This is a genomic window from Roseibacterium elongatum DSM 19469 (genome assembly GCF_000590925.1).
GTDB lineage: Bacteria > Pseudomonadota > Alphaproteobacteria > Rhodobacterales > Rhodobacteraceae > Roseibacterium > Roseibacterium elongatum.
This window is the reverse complement of the sequence record NZ_CP004372.1, coordinates 2,473,713-2,489,395: the sequence shown is the minus strand read 5'-3', so window position 1 is coordinate 2,489,395 and position 15,683 is coordinate 2,473,713. Positions and strand designations below refer to the sequence as shown.

General features: G+C 66.8%; 11 protein-coding genes and 2 pseudogenes. 6 read left to right on the top strand and 7 right to left on the bottom strand.

The window, feature by feature from the left end:
• Window positions 1-128 precede the first annotated feature (128 nt).
• Entirely contained in the window at window positions 129-1,469 is a 1,341-nt protein-coding gene (locus tag ROSELON_RS12120) for a DUF5930 domain-containing protein (protein ID WP_025312643.1), read from the top strand.
• On the top strand, window positions 1,459-2,040 hold the full coding sequence (locus ROSELON_RS12115) for a bactofilin family protein (RefSeq protein WP_025312642.1): 582 nt from the start codon (window positions 1,459-1,461) through the stop codon (window positions 2,038-2,040). Before ROSELON_RS12120 ends, ROSELON_RS12115 begins: the two co-directional genes overlap by 11 nt.
• 98 nt (window positions 2,041-2,138) lie before the next feature.
• Here ROSELON_RS12115 and ROSELON_RS12110 read toward each other — a convergent pair whose 3' ends face one another.
• Window positions 2,139-2,930, bottom strand: a complete 792-nt coding sequence (locus tag ROSELON_RS12110; protein ID WP_025312641.1) for a DUF2189 domain-containing protein — start codon at window positions 2,928-2,930, stop codon at window positions 2,139-2,141.
• Between the two features lie 38 nt (window positions 2,931-2,968).
• The gene (locus ROSELON_RS12105; RefSeq protein WP_025312640.1) at window positions 2,969-4,354 is read right to left on the bottom strand and encodes an amidase; all 1,386 of its coding nucleotides are present in this window, start codon (window positions 4,352-4,354) and stop codon (window positions 2,969-2,971) included.
• 145 nt (window positions 4,355-4,499) lie between these two features.
• Between ROSELON_RS12105 and ROSELON_RS12100 the strand changes: the two genes are divergently transcribed.
• Window positions 4,500-4,718: a hypothetical protein gene (locus tag ROSELON_RS12100; protein WP_025312639.1), complete on the top strand. Its 219-nt coding sequence runs from the start codon at window positions 4,500-4,502 to the stop codon at window positions 4,716-4,718.
• On the opposite strand, the pseudogene prfB reads toward ROSELON_RS12100, so the two are convergent.
• Window positions 4,715-5,783 (bottom strand): annotated as a pseudogene (gene prfB, locus ROSELON_RS12095) (peptide chain release factor 2). The gene ROSELON_RS12100 and the pseudogene prfB sit on opposite strands and share 4 nt — an antisense overlap.
• Here prfB and ROSELON_RS18790 point away from each other — a divergent pair.
• On the top strand, window positions 5,682-5,924 hold the full coding sequence (locus ROSELON_RS18790; RefSeq protein WP_245605465.1) for a hypothetical protein: 243 nt from the start codon (window positions 5,682-5,684) through the stop codon (window positions 5,922-5,924). The pseudogene prfB and the gene ROSELON_RS18790 overlap by 102 nt on opposite strands.
• Here ROSELON_RS18790 and ROSELON_RS12090 read toward each other — a convergent pair.
• Window positions 5,921-8,515: a penicillin-binding protein 1A gene (locus tag ROSELON_RS12090; RefSeq protein ID WP_025312638.1), complete on the bottom strand. Its 2,595-nt coding sequence runs from the start codon at window positions 8,513-8,515 to the stop codon at window positions 5,921-5,923. The genes ROSELON_RS18790 and ROSELON_RS12090 overlap by 4 nt on opposite strands.
• A gap of 104 nt (window positions 8,516-8,619) precedes the next feature.
• Between ROSELON_RS12090 and ROSELON_RS12085 the strand changes: the two genes are divergently transcribed.
• On the top strand, window positions 8,620-9,246 hold the full coding sequence (locus ROSELON_RS12085) for a class I SAM-dependent DNA methyltransferase (RefSeq protein ID WP_025312637.1): 627 nt from the start codon (window positions 8,620-8,622) through the stop codon (window positions 9,244-9,246).
• A 39-nt stretch (window positions 9,247-9,285) separates the two neighbouring features.
• Here the strand turns inward: ROSELON_RS12085 and ROSELON_RS12080 are convergent, their stop codons facing one another.
• Together ROSELON_RS12080 and ROSELON_RS12075 are read right to left on the bottom strand one after the other, a co-directional pair.
• Entirely contained in the window at window positions 9,286-10,506 is a 1,221-nt protein-coding gene (locus tag ROSELON_RS12080; protein ID WP_342665287.1) for an N-acetylmuramoyl-L-alanine amidase, read from the bottom strand.
• 65 nt (window positions 10,507-10,571) lie between these two features.
• Window positions 10,572-11,726 (bottom strand): pyridoxal phosphate-dependent aminotransferase, encoded by a 1,155-nt coding sequence (locus ROSELON_RS12075; protein ID WP_025312635.1) that lies wholly within the window; start codon window positions 11,724-11,726, stop codon window positions 10,572-10,574.
• Window positions 11,727-11,904: 178 nt separating this feature from the next.
• On the opposite strand from ROSELON_RS12075, the gene ROSELON_RS12070 reads away from it, so the two are divergent.
• Window positions 11,905-12,651: a DsbA family protein gene (locus ROSELON_RS12070; RefSeq protein WP_025312634.1), complete on the top strand. Its 747-nt coding sequence runs from the start codon at window positions 11,905-11,907 to the stop codon at window positions 12,649-12,651.
• Window positions 12,652-12,719: 68 nt separating this feature from the next.
• On the opposite strand, the pseudogene ROSELON_RS18785 reads toward ROSELON_RS12070, so the two are convergent.
• Window positions 12,720-15,568, bottom strand: a pseudogene (locus ROSELON_RS18785) (Rne/Rng family ribonuclease).
• Window positions 15,569-15,683: the final 115 nt, after the last annotated feature.

Below are 15,683 nucleotides of genomic sequence, written 5' to 3'. Positions count from 1 at the left end.
CCTTCCGCGCGGAAAACCGCTAGGATGTTGCTCAAAACGACGGTGTGTCTTATCCCCCGGGCGGGCCGTCTTCACCAAGGGACATGGTGAGATGGTCAAAAAAATCGGGGAAGACGAGGCGCAGGACAGTGAATTCTCAGCTTGCAAGTCGCGTGAACGCGACACTTGAGCGACACTTGCCGGAACAACGGCTATTCCTGAAATCAAACGAAGGCACGCGGTTCGTTCGCCTTCGCCCCCTGACCCAGGCCGGCATGATCCTGGGCTCGGCGGTCCTGGTCGGCTGGACGATCATCGTGACCTCCTTTTTCCTGATCGACACGATTTCCGCCGGCAATGCGCGCGAACAGGCGCAGCGCGAGGAACTGATGTATCAGGACCGGCTGAACGCCCTGGCCGAAGAACGCAACGCCCGCGCGACCGAGGCCCGCATGGCCCAGGAACGCTTTGCCCTTGCGATGGACCAGGTCTCGGACATGCAGACGCGTCTGCTCGACGCCGAGGAACGGGCGCGCGAATTGGAAACCGCCGTCGATCGGATCCAGGCGAGCCTGCGCACCACGATCGAGCAGCGCGACGCCGCCCGGATCGAGGTTGCCGCGCTGCAATCCGAATTGCAGGCGGATACAGGCTCGATGCAGACGGCCGCCGCGCGCGAGCGCGAACTGAGCGAGACGCTGGCCTTCCTGACCGAGGCGCTGGAAGAAACGGCGCAGGACCGCGACCTGACCCTGCTGGCCATGGCCGATGCCGCGCAGACCATCGAAGAGCTGAATTTCCAGGCCGCCCTTGACCAGGAGCGTCAGGAACGCGTGTTCAGCCAGATCGAGGATGCGGTGGCCTTGTCGATGGAGCCGCTGGACGAGATGTTCCGCGCCGCGGGCCTGGCGACCGATGATATCATCGGACAGGTGCGCGCCACCTATTCCGGTCAGGGCGGCCCCTTGACCCCCATCGCCATGTCGACCTCGGGCGACCGGCCGGACCGCCTGTCGGGCCGCGCCAACGAGGTGCTTTCCACGCTGGATCAACTGAACCTCTATCGGATCGCGGCCGAGCAACTGCCCTTCAGCATGCCGGTCGGCGGCAATTATCGCATGACCTCGCCCTTCGGCTGGCGCCGCGACCCCATCAACGGCGGCCGCCGGATGCATAACGGCACCGATTTCGCCGGCGCGCGCGGCACCCCGATCCTGGCGGGCGGCGATGGCGTCGTCACCTATGCCGGGCGCATGTCGGGCTATGGCAACATTGTCGAGATCCGCCACGCCTTTGGCCTCAGCACCCGTTACGGCCACTTGTCGCGCATCCGCGTGAGCGAAGGCGAAAGGGTCTCGCGCGGGCAGTTGATCGGTGATATGGGCAATACCGGACGGTCGACGGGCACCCACCTGCACTATGAGGTGCGCCGCAATAACGATCCCGTAAACCCCATGACCTTCATTACGGCAGGACGCGATGTTTTCTAAATCCAAGATCAACGAACCCGGGCCGAAGCAGGGCGGTGCCTCCGACAGCACGCCAGGCACCGCCGGGAGCTCGGCATCGTCTGGCTCCACATCGACGAAATCGGGAGACCCCATGAACAAGCCCACGAACGCCCCCGCCAAGTCCAAGCCGAGCCCCTCGGTGCTCAGCTCCGATTTGACGGTGGTAGGAAACCTTCGCACCTCCGGCGACATTCAGGTCGAGGGGACGGTTCAGGGCGACATCCGGGCCCATCTGCTGACCGTCGGCGAAAGCGCGAATATAGAGGGCGAGATCGTCGCCGACGATATCGTCGTCACCGGCAAGGTGGTGGGCCGCGTGCGGGGCCTGAAGGTGCGCCTGACCTCGACCGCGCGGGTCGAAGGCGACATCATTCACAAGACGATCGCCATCGAAAGCGGCGCGCATTTCGAAGGCTCGGTGCAACGCGCCGAGGACCCCCTGTCGACCGGGCAGCGCAACACCCCGGCGACGGGTCAGACCAGCCGCCCCGCGACCCCGCCGCCGATGCAGCGCCCGATGGCCGCCGCGTCCAAGAGCGACGACAGCTGACGCTGCCACCGGCCGCGCCCCTGGTGTGGCCCCGCGACAAGATCAAAGGCCGGGCCTGCGCGCCCGGCTTTTTTCTGTCACGTTTCCTGCCCTTGCGGTCAGTCCAGCGGCGTCAGGGCGCGGCGATAGATATGCCACGTCGCATGCCCAAGGATCGGCAGCACGACGAACAGGCCCACAAGAAACGGCATCAATCCCAGAAATGTCAGCCCCGCGATGGTCGCGGCCCAGACCAGCATCACGCGCTTGTTGCGCTGCACCACCTTGATCGAGGTCAGCATCGCGGTGACGAAATCCAGTTCCTTGTCCAGCAACAGGGGCAGCGAGACCACCGTCAGCGCGAACAGCACAAGGGCGAAGACCGCGCCAAAGGCCGTTCCGACCACCAGCATGCTGACCCCCTCGGGCTCCAGCAGATAGGCATAGGACGTGGTGACGTTGGTCAGGACCGATGGCCCGAGGAACAGCGCGAACAGCATATGGGCGAAGAAGGACCAGAACAGGAAATACACGATCACCACCCAGGCCATCGAGGGCAGTTGCCGCAGGCGCTGCCGCCAGATCACGCCGAAAATGTCGTTGCGGCGGAAATCGGTGTCGCCGATCTCGAGCCGGCGTGACACCTCGTAAAGGCCCACGGCCAGAAACGGCCCCAGCAGGGGGAAGCCCACGGTAAAGGGGATCGCCCACCATTCCTGCTCGGTCACGAAGAGGAACAGGTAGATCAGCCAACCACCCACCACGTAGACGTGCGAAAAGAACAGGCCCATCATCGGTTTGCGGTAGAAATCCCGCGCGCCCATCCGTAGCGCGTACCACAGATCGCCCATGGCCATCTGGTTCACGCGCGGCACCTTGGACGGCGCGCCGTGGCCCGACACGTCAGTCATGTTCGCACTCCTCCCGTGCGAAGCTTAGACCGCCGATTTCACATGCGTAAAGCGTCTTGGCGGTGGATGGGGCGCGGGCCCATCATCTCTTCCCAGGCCGCAGCCAGGGTCAGCAGCCTTGCGTCCGACCCGGCCGGCCCGATCAGTTGCAACCCGTGCGACAGGCCATTCCCGGCAATCCCGGCGGGCAGATTCACCACTGGAAGACCCGCAAGGCTGGCCGGGACGACCACCTCCATCCAGCGGTGATAGGTATCCAACCCCTGCCCCGCGATCTCGCGCGGCCAGTCCCAGTCGACCGGGAATGGCCAGACCTGGGTCGAGGGCAGAACCACCGCGTCATACTGCGCGAACAGTTGGTCCAGCGCGGCCAGCCAGTCGCGGCGCAGCGCGGCGGCGGCCTCGACCCGGTCGCCTGTCATCGCCAGCCCGCGCGCCACCTCCCATTGCGCCTGGGGGTTGAGGCGCGCACGGGTGTCTTCGTCGCGGTAGTGGATCGCCAGGTCCATCGCCACGGCAAAGCTGCGCAGGTCGGTCCAGCTTTGCCAGAGCAGATCGGCCGGCACCGGCGGGGCCACCGCCTCGACCGTCCAGCCCAGATCGGGCATGCGCGCCACCGCCGCCTCGGCCGAGCCGAGGATGCCTGCCTCCATCGGATAGGCGCCGCCCCAATCGCCCAGCCAGCCGATGCGCGGTTTGGTCGATGCATCAGCGCTTGCGTCGAATGCCCCACCCGACAAGGTGCCGAGAAAGGCCGAAAGGTCAGCCAGGTCGCGCGCCATCGGCCCCAGCGTGGACAGCCGATGCAGCAGCACCGCATCGCGCACATCGCCCGTGACAAGGCCCACGGTCGGGCGCATCCCCCAGACATCGCACCAGGCCGCCGGGTTGCGCAGGCTGCCCATCATGTCCGAGCCATCGGCGATGGCCAACATGCCCGTGGCCAGTGCCGCCGCCGCGCCGCCGGAACTGCCGCCCGCGGTTTTCGACAGGTCCATCGGGTTGCGCGTGGGGCCGAAGACGGGGTTTGTCGAATGCGAGCCCAGGCCGAATTGCGGCACATTCGTCTTGCCGATGATGATGGCCCCTGCAGCGCGCATCCGGCGCACGATGGCGTCATCCTCGACCGGCACGTTCCCCGCCAGGATCGGTGAGCCCCAGGTCGAGCGCAGCCCCTTGACCCCGACCAGGTCCTTGATGGCGACGGGGATGCCGTGCAGCCACCCCTCGGGCGCCATCGCCTCGGCCAGGCGGGCCTCGCCCATCAGGGTTTCGCGGTCCCGCAGGCTGACGATGGCGTTGACATCGCCATTCACCGCGTCGATCCGGGCCAGCGTGGCACGCATCAGATCGACCGGCGAAAGATCGCGCCGCGCGATGGCCTGTGCCAGGTCGAGCGCCCCAAGGCCCATCAGATCGCGCATCTCTTCCCCCGTTCTTTTCTTGTGTCCCCTTCCCCTAGCCCGGATGTGACGAAGCGCGCAATCATCAGGGCTTGATCCCGATCGAGGTCTGGGCGCAAGAACCCGATAGAAAGACTCGGGCAATGCCACCCGAGGCGAGGAGTTCATGCGTCTCAGATTCCTGCCACCCAGCGTCAGCGCCAACCTGCTGGCCGTGTTGATTGCGACGACCGCAACGATCCCGACCCATCCGGGCACGCCCTCGATGCTGGAGGCATTGGGCACGCGGCTGTTTTCCGACGCCGGTCTGACCGACCCTGACAGAAGCCCCGCCGCGGACCCGACCGCGATGGGCGCAACCCCGATGAGGGGGGCGCGGCCCTAATCCTCGGCGCGGGCGTCGGCGCGGCTTTTGCCCGAAACATCCTGCGCCAGAACGCTGGCCATCAGCCCGTCGAGATCGCCGTCCAGAACGCCCTGGGTATCGCTGGTCTCGAACCCGGTGCGCAGATCCTTGACCATCTGGTAGGGCTGCAACACGTAAGATCGGATCTGGTTGCCCCATCCGGCATCGCCCTTGGCCTCGTGGGCCTCGTTGATGGCGGCGTTGCGACGATCGAGTTCCAGCTGATAGAGACGCGATTTCAAGGCCTTCATGGCGATGTCGCGGTTCTGGTGCTGCGATTTCTCGGAACTGGTGACGACGATGCCGGTGGGCGCGTGGGTGATCCGCACGGCCGAGTCGGTCGTGTTCACATGCTGCCCGCCCGCGCCCGAGGATCGGTAGGTGTCGATGCGGATATCGGCGGGGTTCACGTCGATCTCGATATTGTCGTCCCGACCGGGTAGACCCAGACCGAGGCGAAAGACGTCTCTCGCGTGCCCTTGCCGAAGGGCGAGATGCGGACAAGCCGATGCACGCCGCTTTCGGATTTCAGCCAGCCATAGGCATTGGGGCCGGAAATCTTGTAGCTGACCGATTTGATCCCGGCCTCCGTGCCGGCCTCCTCGGATTGCAGCTCGACCTCGTAGCCCTTCTTCTCGGCCCAGCGGGTGAACATGCGCGCCAGCATCTGCGCCCAGTCGCAGGCCTCGGTGCCGCCGGCGCCCGCGTTGATTTCGAGGAACGTGTCGTTGCCATCCGCCTCGCCATCGAGCAGGGCCTCAAGCTCCTTGGCGGCGGCCACCTTGACCAGATCGGCAAGGGCCTGCTCGGCCTCGGCGACGACCTCGGCATCGTCCTCCCATCTCCCAGTTCGATCAATTCGACATTGTCGTTCAGACCCGACTTGATCTGCTCGTAGGTGGCCAGCTTGTCGACCAGCATCTGGCGGTCGCGCATCAGCTTTTGCGCTGCGGCCTGGTCGTTCCACAGGTTGGGATCCTCGACGCGCGCGTTGAATTCCTCCAGCCGGTGCTGGGCGGTCTCGATATCCATGCGCTGACCCAGCAGGTCCAGCGATTTGCGGATCTTCTCGATATGGCCTTGGGTTTCGGCGCGCATCTTTGTCTGCCTTTCTCGAACGGTGTGGCAGAGATAGAGGATCGCGCGCCCACCCTCAAGCGGGCGCGCGCAGATCCCGCGCGCTAGTAGAGACCGCCCGAGGACAGCGTGCCGAACCCGGTGCCCGTGGGCACGCGCGCCTCACCACCGCCGGTGGTTTCGACCGTCGCCTCTTCGGGGGCGGTGGCGGCGGGGCCGCCCTCGGGCGCATCGCCCTCGCCCGCGCCGAACATCGGCAGGTCCGACCCCATGCCCCAGCCGCCGTCGATGACCGACAACAGCCCCTCATAGGGGGCCTCGCCCTCGCGAAACAGCTCGTAGACCACATGCTCGCCCTGGCTGCCGGCCGGCAGACGCTGACCGGAATAGCGGTCGATCGGATAGAAGGTGCCGCCCTCGGGCACCTCGAAGGCGCCGCCGCCATATTCGCGGATCGCCTCGCGCATGAACTGGGCAAAGACGGGTCCGCACATGCCGCCGCCCGACGCCCCGCGCCCAAGGCTGCGCGGCTGGTCATAGCCGATGTAGCAGCCCGCCACGATGGTCGAGGAAAAGCCCACGAACCACACGTCGCGTGCATCGTTGGTCGTGCCGGTCTTGCCCGCTAAAGGCACGCCCAGACCCGCGCCGCCCACCGTGCCGGCGGCGGTGCCGCGTTGCACGACGCCCTGCATCATCGAGGTTAACTGATAAGCGGTGATCGGGTCGATCACCCGCTCGCGGTTCGACACGATGCGCGGGGCAAGGCCAGCGTCGATCTGCTCGAGATCGCAATCGGCGCACAGCCGCTGATCATGGCGATAGACGGTGCGGCCATAGCGATCCTGGATGCGGTCGACCAGCGTCGGTTCGACCCGCTCGCCACCATTGGCGAACATCGCATAGGCCGCCACCATGCGGAACAGGGTGCTCTCCTGCGCGCCGAGGCTGTTGGCCAGGAACGGCTGCATGTCGTCATAGACGCCGAAGCGTTCGGCATAGCGCGCGACGGTTTCCATGCCCACATCCTGCGCCAGGCGCACCGTCATCAGGTTGCGCGACCGCTCGATCCCGGTGCGCAGCGGCGAGGGCCCGTAAAACTGGTTCGAGGCATTGGTCGGTCGCCAGATGCCATCGCCGGTCTCGACCTCGATCGGGGCGTCGATGACGATGGTATTGGGGCTGTAGCCCGAATCCAGCGCGGCGGCATAGACCAGGGGCTTGAAGGACGAGCCGGGCTGACGCGTGGCCTGCGTGGCGCGGTTGAAGCTGGAGGCCTGGTAGGAAAACCCGCCCTGCATCGCCAGGACGCGCCCCGTGTTCACGTCCATCGCCATGAAGGCGCCCTGCACCTCGGGCACCTGCCGCAGGGTCCAGCGCATGAAGCTGCCATCGCTGTCGCGGGTCATGGCGCGCACATGCACGACATCGCCGACGCTCAGCAAATCGCCGGCCACCCGCGCCTGCGATCCGCGATTGCCGTCTGCGTCCACCGGGCGCGCCCATGTGACATCCTCGGCCGGGATGAAATGGCCGTCCGCGTCCTCGTCCACGCCCTCGATCCCGATCCGGGCGCTGCTGTCGCCGACCGCAAGAACGACGGCCGGGTACCAGCCGTCGATATCGCGCGGAATATCGGCGCGCGCCAAGGCACCACGCCAGCTTTCCTCGTCGGTCAATTCGGCGGGGTCGACCCGGTCCTGCGGGCCGCGCCACAGCCCGCGGTCGCGATCATAGCGTTCAAGCGCGCGGCGCAACGCGGCCTCGGCCACCTCTTGCAGGCTTTCATCCATCGACGAGCGCACGGCATACCCGCCGGTGAAGAACTCATCCTCGCCATAGCGGTTCGACAGCTGGCGGCGGATCTCGTCGGTGAAATAGTTCCGCGGCGGGATCGAGCCGCGATACGCCTCGATATGGCCGCCCTGAACGGTTTCCAGCGGCGCGGCCTGCGCCTGTTCCATCTCGTCGCGGGTGATGTAGCCGTTCTGTAACATCTCGCGCAGCACATAGTTGCGGCGGCTGACGGCATCGTCGTAATCGCGCACCGGATGCAGCGTAGCGGGGCGCTGCGGAAGGGCGGCCAGGTAGGCCGCCTGCCCGATCGTCAGATCCTCGAGCGGGGCGTTGAAATAGGTTTGCGCGGCCGCGGCCACACCGTAGGAGTTCTGCCCGAGGAAGATCTCGTTGAGATACAATTCCAGGATACGGTCCTTGGACAGGCTCCGCTCGATCCGCGCGGCAAGGATGATCTCGCGCACCTTGCGTTCGATGGTGCGGCTGCCATCCAGAAGGAAGTTCTTCATCACCTGCTGCGTGATGGTCGAGGCCCCGCGCACGTCGCGCCCGCGCGAGCGCACGGCCTCGACGAAGGCGGCGGCGATGGCGCGGGGGTCATAGCCCTGGTGCTCGTAGAAATTGCGGTCTTCGGCCGAGACGAAAGCCTGGGCCACGAAATCGGGGATTTCCTCGGCGCTGATGAACAGGCGGCGCTCGGCGGCGAATTCGTCCACCACCTGCCCCTCGCGCGAATAGATGCGGCTGATCGTGGCCGGCGCGTAATTGGCGAGGGTCTCGTGATCGGGCAGATCGCGCGAATACATGAACAGCAAGCCGCCGATGCCAAGCGCGGCAAAGACCAGCCCGAGGGTCACCGCGCTGAACAGCGCGCCGAAAATGCCAGTGATGAATCGGATCATGCCCGCGCCTTTTTCTGCATATCCCGCTTATACGGGGCGCGGCGGATCGGGTCAAAAGCCACAGGCGGGTTTTCGCGCGCCCCAAAGAGGTGCAGATTGCCCCGATGAGCACGCGTCCCGGCCCCGATGACATTCTGCCCACCTACGAGGTCGAGGCCGCGCAATGGGCCGCCACGCGCAACCGCAGCTTGTGGGAGGAACCGGCCCTGCAGGCCTGTGTCGCGGACCGTCCGCCGGGGTTGCGCGTGCTGGACCTGGGATGCGGATCGGGTCAGCCCATCGCCGCGTGGCTCGTCGGGCGGGGCGATCGTGTCACCGGCGTCGATGGGGCGGCCGCCATGCTGGCCGAGGCGGCGGCACGGGTGCCCGAGATGCGGCGCGTTCACCGCGACATGCGCGGCCTGGCGCTCGGGCAGACATTCGACATCCTGTTGGCGTTTAACAGTTTCTTTCACCTCTCGCCGACGGACCAAGAGGGCATGTTCCCGATCTTTGCCGCCCATGCCGCCCCCGGCGCGCGCCTGTTGCTGACCACCGGCCCCGCGGCCGGCGAGGCGGTCGGCACCGTGGGACGCTCGCCCGTCTATCACGCCAGTCTCGCGCCCGAGGCCTATCGGCGGCTATTGATGTCACATGGCTTCGACGTGATCTGGTTCCGCCCCGAGGATGCCGCGTTGATGGGCCACTCGGTCTGGCTGGCCCGGTATACCGGCGGACCGCGCGACGCCTGAATTTCCTTCTCGAAGGAAATTCGGCCCAGTCCGCGCGGATCACTGCCGCAACAGGGCGCTGCGCGCGGCGTCGGCCTCGGCCCAGTCGAGGATGGCCGCGACCAGCGCGCCCTGCATCCGCGCGCGCCAACCCGGATTCAACAGGTTTTCCAGGTCGCCATCGGCGGACATGAACCCGATCTCCAGCAGGACCGACGGGATATCCGCCGCCTTGAGCACCGTAAACCCCGCCGCACCCCTTGGGTGGGAATGCAGCGCCACACCGGCCCGGTCTATGCCCGCAACCAGCGTGTCCGCCAACGCGGCGGCGCGCGGCGCGGTTTCGACCCGCGCCAGATCCATCAGGATGTCGGCCACCACGTCGTCGGTGCCCGACAGATCCACCCCTTCGAGCAGGTCGGCGCGGTCATGCTGTTCGGCCAAGGCCGCCGACGCCGCGTCCGAGGCCGTCTCGGACAGGGTATAGACGGTGGCGCCCTGGGCCCGCCCCTCGGCCACGGCATCGGCATGGATCGAGATGAACAGGTCCGCCCCCGCCGCCCGCGCCAGAGTGATCCGAGTGGGCAGCGGGACGAAAATATCGGCATCGCGAGTCATCACCACCTCGACCTGACCGGTGCGGCGCAGCGCCTCGCGCAGCTCGCGCGCAAAGGTCAGGACGAGGTCGGCCTCGTGATGCGCCCCCCGCACGGCACCGGGATCGACCCCGCCATGGCCCGGGTCGAGAACGACCACCAGCCGTCCATCGGTGCGGCTGATCTCGTCCACAAGCGGTGCGGCCTGCCTGGCGGCAAGACCGGCCTCGGTGCCCGGTGGCGCACCGGCGGCGGCGGCGAAGGCCTCGGGCGTTGCGGGCTCGAGCCGCAGGGTGATTTCGGCCGCACCTGTCACCGGATCGGTCTGCATCGCTGCGACCGCGGGCAAAAGCGGGGCGTCGAGTGTCAGCACCATGCGCGACCAGCCCGGCTGGTAGGCCGCGCCGGTATCGACGCCGGTCACGGCCTCGGCCCCATCGAAATCGGCTGGCAAGCCAGACCAACTTACCTGTCGCAGATCGACCACCACACGATAGGGCCCGGTCAGGCTAAAGACGCGAAACGGCACCGCCTGGGTCAGGGCCAGCGTCATCTCGGCCCCCTGCCCCCGATCGCCGAGCGCGCTATCGCCCGCCAGAACACGCGCCATCGCGCCAAATCCCTGCGCCGCGGCAGGCAAGGACGCGACCAGCGTCAGGCATAGGATCAGAACTGCTCTCAGCACGACATTCGCTCCGGTGTCGTTTGGCGCGACGTTAGCAAAGGTCCGGCGCGGCCCCAAGCCTCGAGTCAAGAGCCGTCATCCGGCGGAGAAAACCGGATCAGGCGGGTCACACCCTCTTCGATCTCGGCCGTGCCGCGCGCGTAGGAGAACCGCAGCGTCCCGCCGCCGCGCCCCTTGTCGAAATCGAGCCCCGGCGTGACGGCCACCCCGGCCTCGGCCAGGATGCGGTCGGCCAGGGCAAGGCTGTCGCCGGTCAGATGGGACACATCGGCATAGACGTAAAAGGCCCCGTCGGCTGGCGCTGTATTGGTCAGGCCGGCCTTGGCCAGGCCGGCCAACAGGATCTCGCGGTTTCTGGCATAAACCGCGCGGTGCTGGTCCAACTCGGCCCGCCCCTCGGGCGACAGGGCGCCAAGGGCCGCGATCTGGCTGGCATGGCTGGGGCAGATGAACATGTTCTGCGCCAGCCGTTCGATGGTGCGCACGTGATCCTCGGGCACGACCATCCAGCCAAGACGCCAGCCCGTCATCGAGAAATACTTGGAGAAGGAGTTGATGACATAGACCTCGTCCGTCACCTCAAGCGCCGAGATGGCCCGCCCCTCGTATTGCAGGCCGTGATAGATCTCGTCCGAGATCAGGGCGATGTTCTGGGCGTCGCAGGCGCCGGCCAGCGCGTCGATCTCGCCCTGCCCCAGCATGGTGCCGGTCGGGTTCGCGGGGCTGGCCACGATCAGGCCGGCCAGATCCTCGGTCAATTGCCCCGGCGTGGGTTGAAACCGGGTCTGGGGCGTGGTGACGAGGCCGACGGGATCGAGGCTCATGGCGCGCAGGATCTGCCGATAGGAGGGATAGCACGGCTCGCCCAGGGCCACCCGGTCGCCCGCGTCGAACAGCGCCGAAAAGGCCAGAAGGAACCCGCCCGACGCCCCCGAGGTGAGCACGACCCGCGCCGGATCGAGGTCGAGCCCGTACCATTCGTCATAAAGTGCCGCGATGGCCGCGCGCAGATCGGGACGGCCCAGGGCGACAGTGTAGCCAAGGGGGCCTTTTTCCATCTCGTCCGCCAGCCGGCGCCGGGCGGCCTCGGGCGCGCCGCTGCCCGGTTGGCCGACTTCCATATGGACGATGTGGCGCCCGGCCTCTTCCGCCGCGCGGGCGGCCTCCATCACGTCCATCACCATGAAGGGATCGACATTCGATCGGGTTGATATGCGCATGCTCTGCCCCCTATGCTCCGCGCCGATCAGAAAGCAGCCCCGAGCCGGGGCGTCAATGCGACCCGCCTGCCCGCCACATCGACACGTGCCCCATCGTGCGCCTGTGTCGCGCAGGTCGCCGCGGCGCTTTGTGCTACGTGGGCACGACCGTGTCCGACAACCGGAGAGAGTGAGCCGAATGAAATTCCTTGCCCCGCTGGCGCTTGCCGCCACCCTTGCCACGCCCGCCCTGGCCGATCTGACCGAGATGACAGATGCCGAGCGCGACGCGTTCCGCGCCGAGGTGCGGGCCTATTTGCTGGACAACCCCGAGGTTCTGATGGAGGCCATCGCGGTTCTGGAAGAGCGTCAGGCCAATGCCGAGGTCGAGCGCGACCAGATGGCCGTGGCCGCCAATGCCGATGCGCTGTTCAACTCGGCCTTCGACTGGGTGGGCGGCAATCCCGATGGCGATGTCACCATCGTCGAGTTCTTCGATTATCGCTGCGGCTATTGCCGGCGTGTCGCCCCCGAGGTCGATGCGCTGATCGAGTTCGACGGCAATATCCGCTATGTCGCCAAGGAGTTTCCGATCCTGGGTGACCAATCCTTACTGGCCTCGCAGTTCGCCATCGCGACACGCGTCGCCCTGGGCGATGACGCCTACGAGACCATGTCGGATGCGTTGATCACCATGCGCGGCGACATGACCGAGGCCGCGCTGATCGCCTTGGCCGAGGAAAACGGCCTCCCCTCGCAAGAGATCGTCGCGGCGCTGGACGATCCGCTTGTGGCCAGCACCATCGCCTACAACCGGGATCTGGCCGGTCGGCTGAGCATCACCGGCACCCCCACCTTCGTCTTCGGCGACCAGTTGGTGCGCGGGGCGATCGGTGTCGATGACATGCAGCGTATCGTCGAGCTCATCCGCGCCGAGGCGAACTGATCCCACGGACAGCCGCATGAAAAAGGCGCCCCGCGGGGCGCCTTTTTGTTTGTCGCGGTTGTCAGGGGTCAGCCGCCGAGCGACCACCACCCTTTTTTCTTGGGCTTGTCCGGCGCTTCCGACGTGTCCGGCTCGGGCCCTGCGTCGGCCAGTGCAGGCTCCGGCTGGGCCTCGGGGTCAGGCGCGGCGTCGGCTTGGGTTTCAGGCGCGGCGTCTGCCTCGGGCGTGGGCTCCGGCTCGGCCTCTCGTTCGGGCTGAACAACAGGCTCGGGGTCCGGGGACGCCACAGCAACGGGCTCGGCCGCGGGCGACGCGTCGCCCCCTTGGGCGGGTTCGGCGACCTCCGCCACTGCGGGCTCCGGCGTGACCTCAGGGGCGGTCGCGCCCTCCGGCGCGGCATCGGCCTCGGGGGTGGGATCGGACGCCGCGACGGCCTCGGACGCATCCGCGGCAGGACTGTCGCTCACGGTCTCGGAGGTGTCGTCCTTGCGGCCAAGCCCGCCCCGACGGCTGCGCCGCTTGCGCTTGGGCTTTTCCTCGCCCTCTGCCTCGGGCATCTCATCCACGGCCTGACCCTCGCCCGAGGGGGCATCGGCCGTGTCGCCGGCTGTATCGTCGCCCGCCTCGTCCGTGGCGGTCTGATCCTCGGCTGCCGATGCCTCGCCATTGGATTTGCGGCGCCCGCGCCCACCGCGGCGGCGGCGGCGTTTCTTGCGGGGCTGCTCGTCGCCTTCGGCCTCGGGGCGCTCCGCCGACTCGTCCGACAGAACGGTATCGGCTTCGACGGCCTGCGCCTCGCCCTCGATTTCCTCCATCAAGGCGGCGATCCATCGACACCACGGGCGCGCTGGCCACGACCTTGCGCGTCGCGGTCTTGAACTTCTCGATCTTGAAATCGGGCGAGATCAGCGCGGCATCCGCCTCGATCCGGACGGCCATGCCATAGCGGGCCTCGATGGCGGCAACATAGTCGCGCTTGTGGTTGATCAGGAAATTCACGATCCCGACCGGCGCCGTCAGCAACACCTCGCGCGAGCGGCCGCGCGTGCCCTCTTCCTCCAACTGGCGCAGGATGGACAATGCAAGACTGTCATCGGAGCGCTGGATGCCCGTGCCATGGCAATGGGGGCAGGGCGTGGGTGGTCGCCTCGAGCATACCGGGGCGCAAACGCTGGCGCGACATCTCCAGCAAACCGAAGGTCGAGATCCGGCCCACCTGGATGCGGGCGCGATCGGTCTTGAGCTTGTCCTTGATGCGCTTTTCGACCGCGGCGTTGTTGCGCCGCTCGTCCATGTCGATGAAGTCGATCACGATCAGGCCGGCAAGGTCGCGCAGACGCAACTGGCGCGCCACCTCTTCGGCAGCTTCGAGATTGGTCTTGAGCGCGGTTTCCTCGATCGAGCCTTCCTTGGTGGCCCGCCCCGAGTTCACGTCGATCGCCACCAGCGCCTCGGTCACGCCGATCACGATGTAGCCACCCGATTTCAGCTGTACCACCGGGTTGAACATGTCGGCGAGATAGCCCTCGACCTTGAAGCGCGCAAACAGCGGCATCGGATCGGCGTAGTGCTTCACGTTCTTGGCGTGGGACGGCATGATCATCTTCATGAAGTCCTTGGCCTGCCGGTATCCGGCATCCCCCTCGACCAGCACCTCGTCGATCTCGCGGCTGTAGAGATCGCGGATCACGCGGTGGATCAGGTTGCCCTCTTCGTAGATCGGGGCGGGCGCGACCGATTTAAGCGTCAGTTCGCGGACTTGTTCCCACTGGCGTTGCAGGTATTCGTAATCGCGCTTGATCTCGGCCTTGGTGCGCTTGGCGCCCGCCGTGCGGATGATCAGGCCCGCGCCCTGCGGCACGTCCAGCGACTGCGCGGTTTCCTTGAGCTTCTTGCGGTCGGCGGCATTGGTGATCTTGCGGCTGATGCCCCCGCCACGGGCGGTGTTGGGCATCAGAACGCAATAGCGCCCCGCCAACGACAGATAGGTGGTCAGCGCAGCGCCCTTGTTGCCGCGCTCCTCCTTGACGACCTGCACCAGCATGATCTGGCGGACCTTGATGACCTCCTGGATCTTGTATTTGCGCGGGCGCGGCTTGCGCACCGGGCGGATGTCGTCCTCGGTGTCGTCATCCGCGACAGTTTCCGCGTCGCTGTCATCGGTGCCATCGGCCTCGTCGGCCTCGGCAGCGTCATCGTCACTGTCGTCACCGTCTTCGACATCGTCGCCCGTGTCAGCGTCGTCTTCGGACACGCCGCTTTCGACTGTGTCTTCGGTGTCGGAGACCGCCTCTGACGACGTATCCTCGGCGGTGTCGTCCACCGGGGCTGCCTGATCCTCGACCGGCGCGTCGGTGTTGGCCTTTGCGGGGGCGTCCGCGGGCGCGGTCGCCGAGCCGCCGTCATCCTGACGGAAGCCCTCGACCGGGCCGGCCTCGTCCTCGGTCTCGGTCAGATCGACCACGTCCATGCCGGCCGGCGCGCTTGTGACCGCGTCGCTGTCGTGCCGTGCGGCCATCGTCTCGGGCGCGGTTCCGTCGGCCTCGGGCTTGTCCGTCGTCTTCTTGCGACGGGTGCGGCGGCGTTTGGGTTTTTGCTCCTCATCGGCCTCGGCGGCCATCGCCTCGGCGTATTCGCGTTCCTCGGCCAGCAGCGCCTCGCGGTCGGCGACCGGGATCTGGTAGTAATCGGGATGGATTTCCGAAAAGGCGAGGAACCCGTGGCGGTTGCCGCCGTAATCGACAAATGCGGCCTGAAGCGAGGGTTCGACCCGCGTGACCTTTGCCAGATAAATGTTTCCTGCCAGTTGCCGCTTGCTCAGCGACTCGAAATCGAATTCTTCGACTTTGGTTCCATCAACCACGACAACCCGTGTTTCCTCGGGATGGGTGGCATCGATGAGCATCTTCTTTGCCATGATGTCCTTGCTCGCAGCCCGACCGGCGGTCGCCCTGGGGGTGCCGCCGCGGAAAGACTGCGTTGTTCTGTAGGGGCGATGTGGCGTCGGTGCAGGCCGGGGCGCTGTGCCCCGT